The sequence below is a fragment of the Pseudomonas fluorescens genome, from assembly GCF_001708445.1.
In the GTDB taxonomy this organism is placed as follows: Bacteria; Pseudomonadota; Gammaproteobacteria; order Pseudomonadales; family Pseudomonadaceae; genus Aquipseudomonas; species Aquipseudomonas gorinensis.
Map to the genome: position 1 here is coordinate 5397781 of NZ_CP015637.1, position 15067 is coordinate 5412847.

Annotated in this window: 15 protein-coding genes; 2 read left to right on the forward strand and 13 right to left on the reverse strand. The window is 59.6% G+C overall.

Features of this window, described 5'->3' with window-relative positions:
- Complete coding sequence (locus tag A7317_RS23995; protein ID WP_069076967.1) at positions 1–822, forward strand: M23 family metallopeptidase; 822 nt, start codon at positions 1–3, stop codon at positions 820–822.
- Between the two features lie 323 nt (positions 823–1145).
- A complete protein-coding gene (leuA, locus tag A7317_RS24005; protein ID WP_024077281.1) occupies positions 1146–2825 on the forward strand; it encodes a 2-isopropylmalate synthase in 1680 nt (559 codons plus the stop codon).
- A 170-nt stretch (positions 2826–2995) separates the two neighbouring features.
- Here the strand turns inward: leuA and A7317_RS24010 are convergent, their stop codons facing one another.
- From A7317_RS24010 to fdx, 13 genes are all read right to left on the reverse strand, one after another.
- Positions 2996–3787 carry an amidohydrolase gene (locus A7317_RS24010; protein ID WP_069076968.1) on the reverse strand — a complete coding sequence of 264 codons (792 nt, stop codon included), beginning with the start codon at positions 3785–3787 and terminating at the stop codon, positions 2996–2998.
- Positions 3775–4923: a pyridoxal phosphate-dependent aminotransferase gene (locus A7317_RS24015; RefSeq protein WP_024077283.1), complete on the reverse strand. Its 1149-nt coding sequence runs from the start codon at positions 4921–4923 to the stop codon at positions 3775–3777. Before A7317_RS24015 ends, A7317_RS24010 begins: the two co-directional genes overlap by 13 nt.
- A 115-nt stretch (positions 4924–5038) precedes the next feature.
- Entirely contained in the window at positions 5039–6508 is a 1470-nt protein-coding gene (gene der, locus A7317_RS24020) for a ribosome biogenesis GTPase Der (protein ID WP_041161016.1), read from the reverse strand.
- A gap of 260 nt (positions 6509–6768) precedes the next feature.
- Positions 6769–7920, reverse strand: a complete 1152-nt coding sequence (gene bamB, locus A7317_RS24025; RefSeq protein WP_069076969.1) for an outer membrane protein assembly factor BamB — start codon at positions 7918–7920, stop codon at positions 6769–6771.
- Positions 7913–8554, reverse strand: coding sequence for a YfgM family protein (locus tag A7317_RS24030; protein ID WP_024077287.1), 642 nt, complete (start codon positions 8552–8554; stop codon positions 7913–7915). Before A7317_RS24030 ends, bamB begins: the two co-directional genes overlap by 8 nt.
- Positions 8555–8595: 41 nt before the next feature.
- Positions 8596–9885, reverse strand: a complete 1290-nt coding sequence (hisS, locus tag A7317_RS24035) for a histidine--tRNA ligase (RefSeq protein ID WP_024077288.1) — start codon at positions 9883–9885, stop codon at positions 8596–8598.
- Between the two features lie 23 nt (positions 9886–9908).
- Positions 9909–11018, reverse strand: a complete 1110-nt coding sequence (gene ispG, locus A7317_RS24040; protein WP_024077289.1) for a flavodoxin-dependent (E)-4-hydroxy-3-methylbut-2-enyl-diphosphate synthase — start codon at positions 11016–11018, stop codon at positions 9909–9911.
- A gap of 2 nt (positions 11019–11020) precedes the next feature.
- Positions 11021–12043 (reverse strand): RodZ domain-containing protein, encoded by a 1023-nt coding sequence (locus tag A7317_RS24045; protein WP_024077290.1) that lies wholly within the window; start codon positions 12041–12043, stop codon positions 11021–11023.
- On the reverse strand, positions 12043–12801 hold the full coding sequence (gene pilW / locus A7317_RS24050) for a type IV pilus biogenesis/stability protein PilW (RefSeq protein ID WP_024077291.1): 759 nt from the start codon (positions 12799–12801) through the stop codon (positions 12043–12045). Before pilW ends, A7317_RS24045 begins: the two co-directional genes overlap by 1 nt.
- 12 nt (positions 12802–12813) lie before the next feature.
- Positions 12814–13962, reverse strand: a complete 1149-nt coding sequence (gene rlmN / locus A7317_RS24055) for a 23S rRNA (adenine(2503)-C(2))-methyltransferase RlmN (protein WP_024077292.1) — start codon at positions 13960–13962, stop codon at positions 12814–12816.
- 28 nt (positions 13963–13990) lie between these two features.
- Positions 13991–14416: a nucleoside-diphosphate kinase gene (ndk, locus tag A7317_RS24060; protein ID WP_017846179.1), complete on the reverse strand. Its 426-nt coding sequence runs from the start codon at positions 14414–14416 to the stop codon at positions 13991–13993.
- Between the two features lie 91 nt (positions 14417–14507).
- Positions 14508–14708, reverse strand: coding sequence for a Fe-S cluster assembly protein IscX (gene iscX, locus A7317_RS24065; RefSeq protein ID WP_017846180.1), 201 nt, complete (start codon positions 14706–14708; stop codon positions 14508–14510).
- Positions 14709–14722: 14 nt separating this feature from the next.
- Positions 14723–15064 carry an ISC system 2Fe-2S type ferredoxin gene (gene fdx, locus A7317_RS24070; RefSeq protein WP_003175958.1) on the reverse strand — a complete coding sequence of 114 codons (342 nt, stop codon included), beginning with the start codon at positions 15062–15064 and terminating at the stop codon, positions 14723–14725.
- Positions 15065–15067 lie beyond the last annotated feature (3 nt).

Below are 15067 nucleotides of genomic sequence, written 5' to 3' on the forward strand. Positions count from 1 at the left end.
ATGCCACGTCTATTTAGCCTGTTGATGCTGCTGTGCCTCACCGTTAACGCCCAAGCCGACAGCTATATCACCCGAACCCTGAACAAACCGGTGCCGGGCGGGGTTGCCGTGGTCGAACTCGGCCCTTCAGCCACCGTGCCGAAAGCCACGTACCAGGGCAAACCGGTACTGGTCGTGAAGGAGCAGGACAACTGGCTGGCGATTGTCGGCATTCCGCTGACGGTCAAGCCGGGCAATGAACGCATCAGCAGTGGCGGGCGCAACCTGCCGTTTATCGTCGGCTACAAGCAATACCCGGAACAGCGCATTACCTTGAAGAACAAAAGCCAGGTCAACCCCGACCCGGTGCAGCTCAAGCGCATCGAAGCCGAACTCGCCGTGCAACTCAAGGCCTACCGCAGTTTCAGCCCGACCCTGCCGAGCAACCTGGTGCTGGACAAACCGGTGAACGGCCCGCTGTCGAGTAAATTCGGGGTGCGCCGTTTCTTCAATGGTGAAGAGCGCAATCCCCATTCCGGCCTGGACTTTGCCGTACCGGCCGGCACGCCAATCAAGACACCGGCGAACGGCAAGGTGATTCTGGTCGGCAACTACTTCTTCAACGGCAATACCGTGTTCGTCGACCACGGCCAGGGCTTTATCAGCATGTTCTGCCATATGTCGAAGATCGACGTGAAGGTGGGCCAGCAACTGGTACGCGGCGCAGTGGTGGGCAAGGTGGGCTCGACGGGCCGTGCGACCGGGCCGCATATGCATTGGAATGTCAGCCTCAACGATGCCAGGGTCGATCCGGCGATCTTTATCGGCGCCTTCCAGCCCTGAATGGCTCAATTGCGCGCCCGATAATCGGCGCGCAATTAAAAATAGGCCAAGGACAGATTCCAACCATAAAATCTCGTTTCACGCGCCAATAGAAGAACTTCTCTCAATTTTTATCGACTGCTTGCCATCTTTCACCCCTGAGGTTAGGGTTGGGCTTATGAAAACCTCTCACACCCTCATTCAGCTCCGCCAGCACCGCAGCCTGTGCCTCGTCAGCGCACGACTGCCAGGCTGAATCGATCTGCCTCGTCTTTAGCTTTATCCCCAAAAACAGTTCTACGGCAGGCCGCCTTTTCTCGGCCCCTACAACAAAGGATTTCCCGATGAGCATGCTCAAAGACCCGTCTTCGAAGTACCGCGCGTTTCCGACCATCGATATTCCGGACCGCACCTGGCCATCGAAAACCATCACCACCGCGCCGATCTGGTGCAGTTCCGACCTGCGCGATGGCAACCAGTCGCTGATCGAACCGATGGACGCGGTGAAGAAGCTGCGCTTCTGGAAGACCCTGGTCGCTGTCGGCGTGAAGGAAATCGAAGCCTCGTTCCCGGCCGCATCGCAAACCGACTTCGACTTCGTGCGCACCCTGATCGAAGACAACCACATCCCCGAGGACACCACCATCCAGGTGCTGACCCAGGGCCGTGAAGACTTGATCGCACGCACCTTCGAATCCCTGCGCGGCGCCAAGAAAGCCATCGTGCACTTGTACAACGCCACGTCGCCGTCGTTCCGCCGCATCGTGTTCAACCAGGACAAGGACGGCATCAAGGCCATCGCCGTCAACGCAGCCAAGCTGTTCGTCAAATACGCCGCCCAGCAGCCGGAAACCCAGTGGACCTTCGAATACTCCCCGGAGACCTTCAGCGCCACTGAGCTGGAGTTCGCCAAGGAAGTCTGCGATGCCGTGATCGAGGTGTGGAACCCAACGCCCGAGCACAAGATGATCCTCAACCTGCCAGCCACTGTGGAATGCGCCACGCCGAACATCTATGCCGACCAGATCGAGTGGTTCGGTCGCCATATCAACCGTCGTGACAGCGTGATCATCAGCCTGCACACCCACAACGACCGTGGTACCGGCGTCGCCGCCACCGAGCTGGGCCTGATGGCCGGCGCCGACCGCGTCGAAGGCTGCCTGTTTGGCAACGGCGAACGTACCGGTAACGTCGACCTGGTTACCGTGGCACTGAACCTGTACACCCAGGGCGTCAATCCTGAGCTGGACTTCTCCGACATCGACGGCGTGCGCAAAGTCGTCGAAGAGTGCAACCAGATCCAGGTACACCCACGTCACCCGTATGTGGGCGACCTGGTGCATACCGCGTTCTCCGGCTCTCACCAGGATGCAATCCGCAAGGGCTTCGCCCAGCAGAAACCCGACGCATTGTGGGAAGTGCCGTACTTGCCGATCGACCCGGCCGACATCGGCCGCAGCTACGAGGCAGTGATCCGGGTGAACAGCCAGTCGGGCAAAGGCGGCATCGCCTACCTGCTGGAGCAGGAATACGACATCAGCCTGCCACGTCGCATGCAGATCGAATTCAGCCAGGTGGTACAGGCCGAAACCGACCGCGTGGGCCTGGAAATGACCGCACCGCAGATCTACGCCTTGCTGCAGCGCGAATACCTGCAAGCCAACACCCCGTATGCGCTGGTCAGCCATCGCCTGCAGGAAGAGAACGGCAACAGCACCGTGGAAGTGGAAGTCTCGGGCAAAGGCCAGGGCGAAACCAACCTGCGTTGGCAGGGCAAGGGCTACGGCACCCTGGAAGCACTGGTCGCCGCCCTGCCGATCAAGGTGGAGATCATGGACTACAACGAACACGCGATCGGTGCAGGCACCAATGCCAAGGCAGCGGCCTACATTGAATTGCGCGTGAACGGTGAGCGTCCAGTGCATGGCGTGGGCATTGATGAAAACATCACCACCGCCAGCTTCAAGGCCGTGTTCAGCGCGCTGAACCGCTCGTTGAGCCAGCTGGAAGCGAAAGCGGCGTAAACCTTAGCGCCGTAATGAAGAAGGCCCCTGGGTGAGAATCCAGGGGCCTTTTTATTGAGTTTCAGATTGGGGTGGCCTGTCAGGGACTCATCGGGGGCAAGCCCCCTCCCACATTTTGAATGTATTCACAAATCAAAGTGTGGGAGTGGGCTTGCCCCGATAGCGGTCTATCAGACCAACTCAAAGGTATCGGCATCCAGGTTCGCCGGAAACCGCGTGCGGTAAGCCGCCAGTTCAGCTGCATCGAGGCGCACCTGGAACACCCCGTCCGCCTCCCCTGCGCTCAGCAAGGTCTCACCCTGGAAGTCCAGCACCTGGCTGTCGCCGGTATAAGCGAAACCCTTTCCATCCGTACCCACCCGATTCACCGCCGCCACGTAACACAGGTTCTCGATCGCCCGCGCCGGCAACAACCGGTTCCAGTGCAGACGCCGCGCTCCCGGCCAGTTGGCGGTGTACAGCAACAGGTCGGTGTCCTGGGCATCGCGGCTCCATACCGGGAAGCGCAGGTCGTAGCAAATCAACGGACGAACCCGCCACCCCTTCAGCTCGAACTGCACCTGGCGCTCGCCGGGCGTGTAGTGATGGTGTTCGCCGGCCATGCGGAACAAGTGGCGCTTGTCGTAGTGCAACACCTCGCCATCCGGCCGCGCCCATAACAGACGGTTGCGGTGGCTGCCATCGGCGGCCTGGATGATCACGCTGCCAGTGATCACCGCACTGTATTTTGCCGCCTGGGCCTGCATCCAGTGATGGGTGGGGCCGTTTTCCGGCTCGGCGAGGGTTTGTGAGTCCATGGAGAAACCGGTGGTGAACATCTCCGGCAGCACTATCAGGTCGGCGCCCCGTGCCTGTTCCAGCAGCAGATCAAAATGCTCAAGGTTCGCCTGGCGGTCGTGCCAGGCCAGGGTGGTCTGGACCAGGGCGATATTCAGGTTCGGTAATACAGTCAGATCACGCATAGTTTTTCGGCTGCTTGCCGCAGCGTCTCCTCGCGTTTGGCAAAGCACAGGCGCACCAGGCGCTGGCCTTGGGGTGGGTTCTGGTAGAACACCGAGACAGGGATGGTTGCCACGCCGTGTTCGCGGGTCATCCACAGGGACATGGCGACGTCATCCAGGTCAGGACGAATACGGGAGTAATCCACCAGCTGGAAGTAGGTACCGGTGACGCGGGTAAAGCTGAATCGGGACGCTGCCAGCAGGTCGCAGAACAGATCGCGCTTGGCCTGGTAGAACGCTGGCAGTTCGTCGACGTGCTCCGGGTGTTCAGCCATGAAGTCGGCCAGCGCGTATTGCAACGGGGTGACGCCACAAAAATTGACGTATTGATGCACCTTGCGCAGTTCGGCTGTCAGGGCCGGGGGAGCGACCACATAGCCGGTTTTCCAGCCGGTGACGTGGTAGGTCTTGCCAAAGGAGCTGACCACGAAAGCACGCGAGTACAGCTCTTCGTGGGCCAGCACACTGATGTGGGGCACGCCATCGAACACCAGGTGCTCGTAGACCTCATCGCTGACCAGGTAGATATCGCGGTCGCGGATCAGTGCCGCCAACAGGTCCAGCTCGGCACGGCTGATCAGCGCGCCAGTGGGGTTGTGCGGTGTGTTAAGGATGATCATGCGCGTGCGGGGCGACAGCGCAGCCTGGATCTTTTCAAAGTCGAGGGTGAAGTCTTTCAGGTTCAGTTGCACATGCACGCAGCGACCACCGGCCAGCTCGACCGAAGGTTCATAGCTGTCGTAGCACGGGTCGAACACGATGACTTCGTCGCCGCTGCGAATCACGGCCTGGATCGCGCAGAAGATGGCCGCCGTGGCGCCAGGGGTGATGGTCACTTCACTGTCGGCGTTGACCGTGGCGCCATAACTGCGGGCGATTTTGGCCGCCACTTGCTGACGCAGGCCCGGCAGGCCGGTCATGGGTGCGTATTGGTTGTGGCCACTGGCAACGTGTTTGCCCACGGCATCGAGCAAAGCCTGGGGGCCATTGAAATCGGGAAAGCCCTGGGACAGGTTGAGCGCGCCAGTTTCGGCAGCGAGTTGCGACATGGTGGTGAAAATGGTCGTGCCGACATTTGGCAGCTTGCTGTTGATCATCGGAGGCCCCTGCAGGTGAGCCTCAAGTTTTAAGCTGCCAGCCTCATGGGGTCAAGGCTCAAACCTGCGCGCACAAAAAAGGGCTCGTCGAGAGCCCTTTTTTTCGACGACGAAATCAGCGCTTGTCGCGGCGCTTCTTGTCGGCCTTCTTGTGGTGAGTCATCAAACGACGCTTCTTGTTCACCTGACGGTCGGTCAGTGTGTTCTTGTTGCCTTCGTATGGGTTCTCGCCACCCTTGAACTCGATGCGGATCGGCGTACCGACCAGCTTCAAGACACGGCGGTAGGTGTTTTCCAGGTAACGCACGTAGGACTTCGGCACCTTCTCGATCTGGTTACCGTGGATCACGATAATCGGCGGGTTGGCACCACCCAAGTGGGCGTAACGCAATTTGATCCGGCGGTTGTTGACCATCGGCGGCGCGTGCTCGCCAACAGCATCTTCCAGGATCTGGGTCAGGCGGTTGGTTGGCCAACGGGTGACCGCGGACTTGAACGAGTTCTGTACCGAGGCGTAGAGGTTACCCACGCCTGTGCCGTGCAGGGCCGAGATAAAGTGGATATCGGCGAACTCCACGAAGAACAGCCGACGTTGCAGCTCGATCTTGACGAAATCGCGCTCGCTCGGCGTCATGCCGTCCCACTTGTTGATCGCGATCACCAGTGCCCGACCGGCTTCCAGGGCGAAGCCCAGCAGGTTGAGATCGTGATCCACCACGCCTTCGCGGGCGTCCATCACGAAGATCACCACGTTGGCGTCTTTGATCGCCTGCAGGGTTTTCACCACCGAGAACTTTTCGACTTCCTCGTGGATCTTGCCGCGCTTGCGCACACCCGCGGTGTCGATCAGGGTGTACTTCTCGTCATTACGCTCGAACGGGATGTAGATACTGTCGCGGGTGGTGCCAGGCTGGTCGTAGACGATAACCCGGTCTTCACCGAGCATGCGGTTGACCAGGGTCGACTTGCCGACGTTCGGGCGGCCGATGATGGCGATCTTGATACCGTCTTTTTCACTCGGGCCAGGAATGCGCTTGGCTTCCTCACCTTCGGCGACGATCTCTTCTTCGCCCTCTTCTTCCTCGGCGTCATCCTTAGGAAAATCGCGCAGGGCGATTTCCAGCATCTGGGTGATACCGCGACCGTGGGCACCCGCGATCGGGATCGCGTCGCCCAGGCCCATTGGGCTGAATTCGGCGCGGGCCATTTCAGGATCGATGTTGTCGATCTTGTTGGCGACCACGTAGGAACGCTTGTTGCGCTTGCGCAGGTGCTCGCCAATCATCTGGTCGGCAGCGGTGTAGCCCGCACGGGCATCCACCAGGAACAGCACCACATCGGCTTCTTCAATGGCCAGCAGCGACTGCTCGGCCATCTTTTCGTCCATGCCATGCTCGTCACCGGAGATACCACCGGTGTCGACAATAATGTAGGAGCGCCCTTGCCACTTTGCCTCACCGTATTGGCGATCACGGGTCAGACCAGACAAGTCGCCGACGATGGCGTCGCGAGTCCTGGTCAGGCGGTTGAACAAGGTGGACTTGCCGACGTTAGGTCGGCCCACCAGGGCGATTACGGGAACCATGCGGCTCTCCACTTCGTTATTTCAGAAAATACAAAAGCCGCTGCAAGGCAGCGGCTGGTGCTCGGGGCGGCATTTGAAATGCCACATACCCTGCCCGACACCGATTCCTGTAGGAGCGAGCTTGCTCGCGAAAAACCTGAGGACGCCGCGTTTATCCGGAAAAACCGCGTCAGCGTTGACGTCCTTCGCGAGCAAGCTCGCTCCTACAGTAAGCAATGAAGCAGGGCCGCCTGGGGGTAACCCCAAGCATAGTCAAACCTTTACTTGATGGTCAGGGCTTCCAGCTTGCCGCTGTTGCCAAACACATAAAGCATGTTACCCACGACCAGCGGACGGGCACGCAGGCCATCGCTGTCGATACGCTCACGACCTACAAAGCGACCGTCCACCTGGCTCAGCAGGTGCAGGTAACCTTCGAAATCGCCTACCGCTACATAGCTGGAGAACACTTCCGGTGCCGACAGTTGACGGCGAGCCAGGGAGTCATTGCTCCACAGCGCAGTGGTGGAACGCTCGTCGACACTTTCAACAGTACCGGACGCCAGGCTTACGTAGACGCTGCCAAACCCTTGGGCGACACCCGCGTAGCTGGAAGCATCACGCTGCCAGTTGATGCGACCGCTCTGAAGGTCCAGCGCGGCAACGCGGCCCTGGTAAGTGGCGACGTAGAGGGTTTCACCCGACAGCAGCAAGCCGCCGTCGATGTCCACGACGCGATCCAGCTCGGAACGACCTTGCGGGATAGCCACGCGGGTTTCCCACGCAGGTACGCCATTCTGGGTGTCCAGGGCGACCACTTTACCGGTCGACAGGCCTGCAACGGCCAGATTGTTGGTCACAACCGGACCACTGGTACCGCGCAGGGTCAACACCGCAGGGGTGCTGTCATACAACCAGCGCTGTGCGCCGGTGCTGGCGTCGAGGCCAATCACACGGTCGTCCTGGGTTTGCACCACGACGATATCGCCGTTGGTAGCAGGCGGTGCGAGGACTTCACTGGTCACGCGAGCGCGCCATTTCTCTTCACCGGTGCTGGAGTCCAGCGCCACGACTTCGCCCTTGAGCGTGCCGAGCATCACCAGGCCGTAACCCACGCCTACGGCGCCGGACACAGGCAGTTCCAGGTCTTTCTTCCATTTCACGTCGCCGTTCAGGCGATCCATGGAGATCACCACGCCGGTCACGTCAGCCGCCACAATGTTGTCACCGTCGATTGCCGGTACCAACATGTTGTAGGTTTCGCCCTGGCCGTCACCGATGGAGCGGCTCCATTGCTTTTGCAGGACGACTTCTTCCTTGAAGCTGGTCAGCTCGGCCGGAGGCAGTTCTTTTTTACTGTTGCTGCTGCAACCCGCGGCCAGAACGGCCAGAGCCAGCAATGCTGCATGTTTCCAACGGATCACGTCACGCATCCCCTTTGGCCAAGTCGTCGAGCTTGATTTGTAAGCCACCGACCGCCGCTTCATCAGACAGCGCCGCCTTGGCTTTTTGGTACGCAGCATTGGCTTCGTCGGTACGACCCAATTGGACCAACAGGTCCCCCTTGAGCTCTTCGCGAGTGGCTACAAATGCCTTGTCAGCATCGCCGTCGAGCAGTTTGAGTGCTTCGTCGGCCTTGTTCTGTGCCGCCAATACCTGGGCCAGGCGCTGACGTGCGATTTCACCCAGGGTCGGGTTGGTCGGCTTGTCGGCGACGGCCTTCAGTTCAGCGGCTGCATCGTCCAGCTTGCCGGTATCGACCGCGACTTTCGCGACGAACAGGCTGCCGTATTGGGCGTAGGTACTGCCGCCAAATTCGTTCTTCAGCTTGCTTGCCAGGTCAGCCACCTGTGCAGGATCGGGCTTGCCGTCCGGCGTAAGGGTGGTTTCCAGCAATTGCTGATAGAGGATCGAGGCGCCTTGGGATTGGTTGGCCTGATACTTGTGCCAGGCTTGCCAGCCGAACACCACCACTAAAGCCAGCAGGCCACCGGTAACCAGGGGCTTGCCGTTACGCTGCCACCAGTCCTTGAACTCGGCCAACTGCTCATCATCAGTACTCGACACCCCAATACTCCTTAATCGCTAAATTCGGCTGTTCGACAGCTTCAACCCTGCACGACGCAGGTGGCCAAGTGCGCGGCGAGCGCATCGAAGGCAATGTTCTGTTGCTCACCCTGGCCACGCAGGGGTTTGAAACCTATCACTTGCTGGGCCAGTTCGTCATCGCCGAGGATCAGTGCATACAGCGCACCGCTCTTGTCAGCCTTCTTGAACTGGCTCTTGAAGCTGCCCGCGCCGGCATTGACCTGCAGGCGCAGGTTCGGCAGCTGGTCGCGCACTTTTTCGCTCAGGGCCAGGGCAGCCAGTTCGGCGGCCTCGCCGAAGGCGCACAGGTACACGTCCACCTGACGGGAGATTTCTTCCGGGACCTGTTCCAGGGTTTCGAGCAACAGGATCAGGCGCTCGATGCCCATGGCAAACCCCACGCCAGTGGTCGGCTTGCCGCCCATCTGCTCGACCAGGCCGTCGTAACGGCCACCGGCGCACACGGTGCCCTGGGCGCCGAGCTTGTCAGTGACCCACTCGAATACGGTCTTGCTGTAGTAATCGAGGCCGCGTACGAGTTTCGGGTTGATCACGTAGGGGATACCCACCGCGTCCAGGCGAGCCTTGAGGCCCTCGAAGTGCGTACGGGACTCGTCGTCCAGGTAGTCGGCCATTTTTGGCGCGTCGACCAGTACGGCTTGCGTGTCGGCATTCTTGGTATCGAGGACGCGCAGCGGATTGGTCTTCAGACGGCGCTGGCTGTCTTCGTCAAGTTTGTCCAGGTGGGCGGACAGGTACTCGACCAAGGCAACCCGGTAGCGCCCGCGAGATTCGCTGGTGCCCAGGCTGTTGAGCTCAAGCTTGACCGCGTCGCGGATACCCAGCAGGCCCCATAGGCGCCAGGTCAGCACGATCAGCTCGGCGTCGATGTCCGGACCGTCGAGGTTGAACACCTCCAGGCCGATCTGGTGGAACTGGCGATAGCGGCCTTTCTGTGGGCGCTCGTGACGGAACATCGGGCCGATGTACCACAGTTTCTGCGGCTGGCCACCACCGGTAAGGCCATGCTCAAGCACGGCGCGCACGCAGGCTGCGGTCCCTTCCGGACGCAGGGTCAGGGAGTCGCCATTGCGGTCTTCGAAGGTGTACATCTCTTTTTCGACGATGTCGGTCACTTCACCGATAGAGCGCTTGAACAGCTCGGTGAATTCGACGATCGGCATGCGGATCTGCTTGTAACCGTAGTTATCCAGCAGGCGCGCGACAGTGCCTTCGAAATAGCGCCACAGCGGCGTCTGCTCCGGCAGGATGTCGTTCATGCCACGTATGGCTTGCAGAGACTTGCTCACATCAAATCCTTAAATTCGTTCAATCAGCCGCGCGCGATCAGCGCTGCGTCAGCCGCGACCTTTTCGGCCGCTTTCTGGCGGATCAGTCTTTCGAGCTCATCCACCAGATTGTCATTCGTCAACTTCTGCGACGGCTTACCGTCGATATAGATCAGGTTCGGCGTGCCGCCGGTCAAGCCGATATGGGCTTCCTTGGCTTCACCCGGGCCGTTGACCACGCAACCGATTACCGCAACATCCAACGGTACCAGCAGGTCCTCGAGGCGCCCTTCCAGTTCGTTCATGGTTTTCACCACGTCGAAGTTCTGCCGTGAGCAGCTCGGGCAGGCAATGAAGTTGATGCCACGGGAACGCAAATGCAGGGATTTGAGAATGTCGTAACCGACCTTCACTTCCTCTACCGGGTCTGCCGCCAGGGAGATGCGGATAGTATCGCCAATCCCTTCGGCGAGCAGCATACCGAGACCCACCGCAGATTTCACTGTGCCTGAGCGTAAACCGCCGGCTTCGGTGATCCCCAGGTGCAGCGGCTGCACGATTTCCTTGGCCAGCAGGCGGTAGGCTTCTACTGCCATGAAGACGTCGGACGCCTTTACGCTGACCTTGAAGTCCTGGAAATTCAGGCGTTCAAGGTGCTCAACGTGGCGCAGTGCCGACTCAACCAACGCAGCAGGAGTGGGTTCGCCGTATTTCTTTTGCAGGTCTTTTTCGAGGGAACCGGCGTTGACGCCGATACGGATCGGAATCCCGCGGTCACGGGCAGCATCCACCACGGCACGCACGCGGTCTTCACGACCGATGTTGCCCGGGTTGATGCGCAGGCAATCGACACCGAGTTCGGCCACGCGTAGCGCGATCCTGTAGTCGAAGTGGATGTCGGCAACCAACGGCACCTTGACCAATTGCTTGATACGGCCAAAGGCTTCGGCAGCGTCCATGTCCGGCACGGAAACCCGCACGATGTCGACGCCAGCCGCTTCCAGACGATTGATCTGGGCGACGGTAGCTGCGACATCATTGGTGTCGCTGTTGGTCATGCTTTGTACTGCGATGGGGGCATCGCCACCCACCGGCACCGAGCCGACCCAGATCTTGCGCGATACGCGACGTTTGATTGGAGATTCGCCGTGCATGACTATTGTCCCAACTTCAGGCGAGCGGTCTCGCCACTGGTGAACGGCGCCACGTCCACAGGCTGGCCGTTGTAGGCCACTTGCGCGCCACGGGCAAAGCCCAGACGCAGCGTCAAAGGTGGTTTGCCGCCCTGGTCGAGCGTGTCGCCCTTACGCTTCAGACCGCTGAACAGCACTTTGCCATTGCCATCGGTGAGCTGCGTCCAGCAATCAGCAACAAAGGTGATTTGTACGTGCCCGTCACCCGCGATCAACGCAGGTGTGGTGGGCGGCGAAATCGCGGGCGCCGCCGGGGCAGCTGGGGCGGTAGTCGCAGGAGCCTGGGCGGGAACAGCCGGTGCATGGGCCTGGGCAGCAGGCGCTACCGGAGTATGAGCAGGTACGGCCGGGGTACTTGGAACGGCCGGTGTAGCCGGAGCAGGTACTACGGCGGTTGCAGTGCCTGCATCCGGTATCGGTTGCTCGGTGGCGGGCGGCACCTGGGGCGCAGCCTGGCCTTCGACAACAGCCTGGTCTTCCGGCTCGTCGAGCGGGTGAATCTGGGTGGTGCCGTCGGCGCTCTCGACTTCGACGTGCTCCATGCTGTTACTGGCCAGGTCCTTGCCGCGCTGGGAAGTCTGGTCCTGCCACCAGAGGAAGCCACCGCCGATGACGGCGATCAACAGTAACAGGCTGACAATACGCAAGATCGTGTGGGAAACCCGCACCGGCTCTTCGATGCGACCCAGGCCATGGACATTGCTGCCCTGGGAGTCGGTACCGGTGAACTGGTCGAACTCCTGGACCAGGACGGCCTGGTCGATGCCCAGCAATTTGGCATAGGCGCGGATATAGCCGCGGGCAAAGGTATGCCCAGGCAGCTTGTCGAACGCGCCGGCTTCCAGGTTGCCCAGGGACGTGGTGGTCAAATTGAGCTTGAGGGCCACTTCTGCCAGCGACCAACCATTGCTTTCGCGGGCCTGACGCAAGGTCTCGCCTGGGTTTACGCGATTAGCTGCTACAACTTCCGGGTGCGCCGCTTTCATCATTGCTCCGACAGGTATTGCTGATATTCCGGGGTACCGGGATAGAGTCGTTCGAGTTGCTGGCCAAAACGTGCGGCCGTGTCGCGTTCTTCATGAACCGTCGCCAGGCGCACGCCGAGCAATAGACTACGTGCATTTTGCCCGCTGAGCAGGCTAAAACGCTCGTAATAGTCACGTGCCGGCACATAATGCCTGTCTTCGTAGGACAACTCAGCCATTTCGAGCAAGGCTCGTGGCTGGCGACTGTTCAGGTGCAGGGCTTTTTCCAACTGCTGGCGCGCGCTGTCGCGCAGACCGAGGCGCTTGGAGGTCACTCCCAGGTTCTCGAAAACGCGCGAGCGCTCAGGATAGAGGGTATCGGCGCTGGCTTGCTGGAAATAACGAGAAGCCTGGTCATAGCGTTTCTGCTCGAACAGAAAGCTGCCGTAGTTGTTCAGCAGCCGTGGGTCGGCAGGACGGGAGGCCAGGGCCTTGTTGAAATACTGGTCGGCCAGTTCAGGCTCGGCCTGGGCCTGGAACACCAAGGCCAGTGCAGCATTGGCGTCGGCATCGTCGCGGTCCAGCTCAATGGCCTTTCTCAACGGCACCTTGGCTTGCTCGCTCATGCCTTGGCGCAGGTAACCCAGGCCCAACTGAACATAGGCCGCTCGCGCCTCTTCACGGCCCTTGCCGGTTTGCAAAGGGCTGTCATGGCCCGATGAAACACAACCGGCCGCAAGACCGGTAACCAGCAGGAGCAGCGCAAGGCGCAAGGGCATAGAGATCCTCTCTCAGGTTCGATTCGCAGCGCTTTGCGGCATATCGTCGGTGGCACTCAGTTCGCGCACCGCGATATAACGTTCGCTGCGACGGGTGCGATCCAGCACCTGTCCTACCAATTGGCCACAAGCGGCGTCGATGTCTTCACCACGGGTGGTACGTACGGTGACATTGAAGCCCGCCTGGTGCAGTTGATCCTGGAAACGGCGGATGGCGTTGTTGCTCGGCCGCTCGTAGCCAGAATGGGGAAACGGGTTGAACGGAATCAGGTTGATCTTGCACGGGATGTTCTTGAGCAACTCGATCATCTCGACCGCGTGTTCGACCTTGTCGTTGATGTCCTTGAGCAAGGTGTACTCGATGGTCAGCACGCGCTTTTCGCCCAGGGACGACATATAGCGCTGGCAAGATTCGAGCAGCATCTTAAGCGGATACTTCTTGTTGATCGGCACCAATTGGTTACGCAATGCGTCATTCGGTGCGTGCAGCGACAACGCCAGGGAGACGTCGATGTGCTTGGACAGCTCATCGATCATCGGCACCACGCCGGAAGTCGACAGGGTCACACGGCGCTTGGAGATGCCGTAGCCCAGGTCGTCCATCATCAGGTGCATGGCCGCAACCACGTTGTCGAAGTTCAGCAGCGGCTCACCCATGCCCATCATCACCACGTTGGTGATGGCACGGTCGACGGTCGCCGGGACGCTGCCAAAGGATTTGTTGGCAATCCACACCTGGCCAATGACTTCGGCGGCGGTGAGGTTGCTATTGAAGCCTTGCTTGCCGGTGGAGCAGAAACTGCAATCCAGGGCACAGCCTGCCTGGGACGAAACGCACAAGGTGCCGCGTTTGCCCTGGGGAATGTATACGGTCTCGACGCAGCTGCCGGACGCCACGCGCACCACCCATTTACGGGTGCCGTCGCTGGAGATGTCCTCGCTGACAACTTCCGGACCACGGACCTCGGCAATGGCCTTGAGCTTGTCACGCAGGGCCTTGCTGACGTTCGTCATGGCATCGAAATCGTCGACGCCAAAGTGGTGAATCCACTTCATTACCTGACCGGCACGGAAACGCTTCTCCCCGATTGAGTCGAAGAATTTTTCCATTTCCTGTTGAGTCAGACCCAGCAGGTTGGTTTTTACAGTCGATGTAGTCATGGATTCACCTTCACTCTTAAGCCAATGCTTAGCGAGTGGTTACTTCAGTAGCTGCGAAGAAGTACGAGATTTCGCGAGCAGCAGCGGCTTCGGAGTCCGAACCGTGTACAGCGTTGGCGTCGATGGAGTCAGCGAAATCAGCACGGATGGTGCCGGCAGCTGCTTCTTTAGGGTTGGTAGCACCCATCAGTTCGCGGTTCAGAGCGATAGCGTTTTCGCCTTCCAGAACCTGAACAACGACAGGACCGGAGATCATGAAGGCAACCAGGTCGCCGAAGAAGCCACGAGCGCTGTGCTCAGCGTAGAAACCTTCAGCTTCAGCCTTGGACAGTTGCTTGAGTTTCGAAGCTACAACCTTCAGGCCGGCTTTTTCGAAACGAGTGGTGATCTCGCCGATGACGTTTTTTGCAACAGCGTCAGGCTTGATGATGGAGAAAGTACGTTGAACAGCCATGGTGTAACTCCAGAAACGGTAATTTACGAAAAATTAAACCCGCGAATTATACGCGGGTTCTTGGGTATTGCCTAACTGCGTAAGGGAGGCGTCAGTCCTGTTCTTCTTTCCAGGCTGTCTGAATAGCTTCCAAAACCTTTTCGCCACCGCGATCACGCTCATCGTCAAAACCTGGCAAGGCCATGACCATGTCACGCAAAGCAACAAAGTTCAGCGAATAGGGATCCATATCCGGGTTGCCGTCGGCCAACAGGATAGCGATTTCTTGCACATCAACCCATTTAAGACTCATGACACTTCCTTGAATCAGTGCGGCGCTTCGGCCGCATGGTTGAGGGAATATTTCGGGATTTCGACGGTGATGTCTTCCGTTCCGACCTTTGCCTGACAGCTTAGGCGAGAAGTCGCTTCCAGGCCCCAGGCCCGGTCAAGAAAGTCCTCTTCCAACTCGTCCGCTTCTTCCAGAGAGTTGAACCCCTCACGAATGATGCAGTGGCAGGTGGTGCAAGCGCACACTCCACCACAGGCACTTTCGATCTCGATGTGGTTGTCATGGGCAACTTCGAGGATGGACTTGCCGGTCTCAGCCTCAACAACCATACCGTCCGGGCAGTGCTCGGCGTGTGGCAGAAAAATGACCTGCGGCATTGA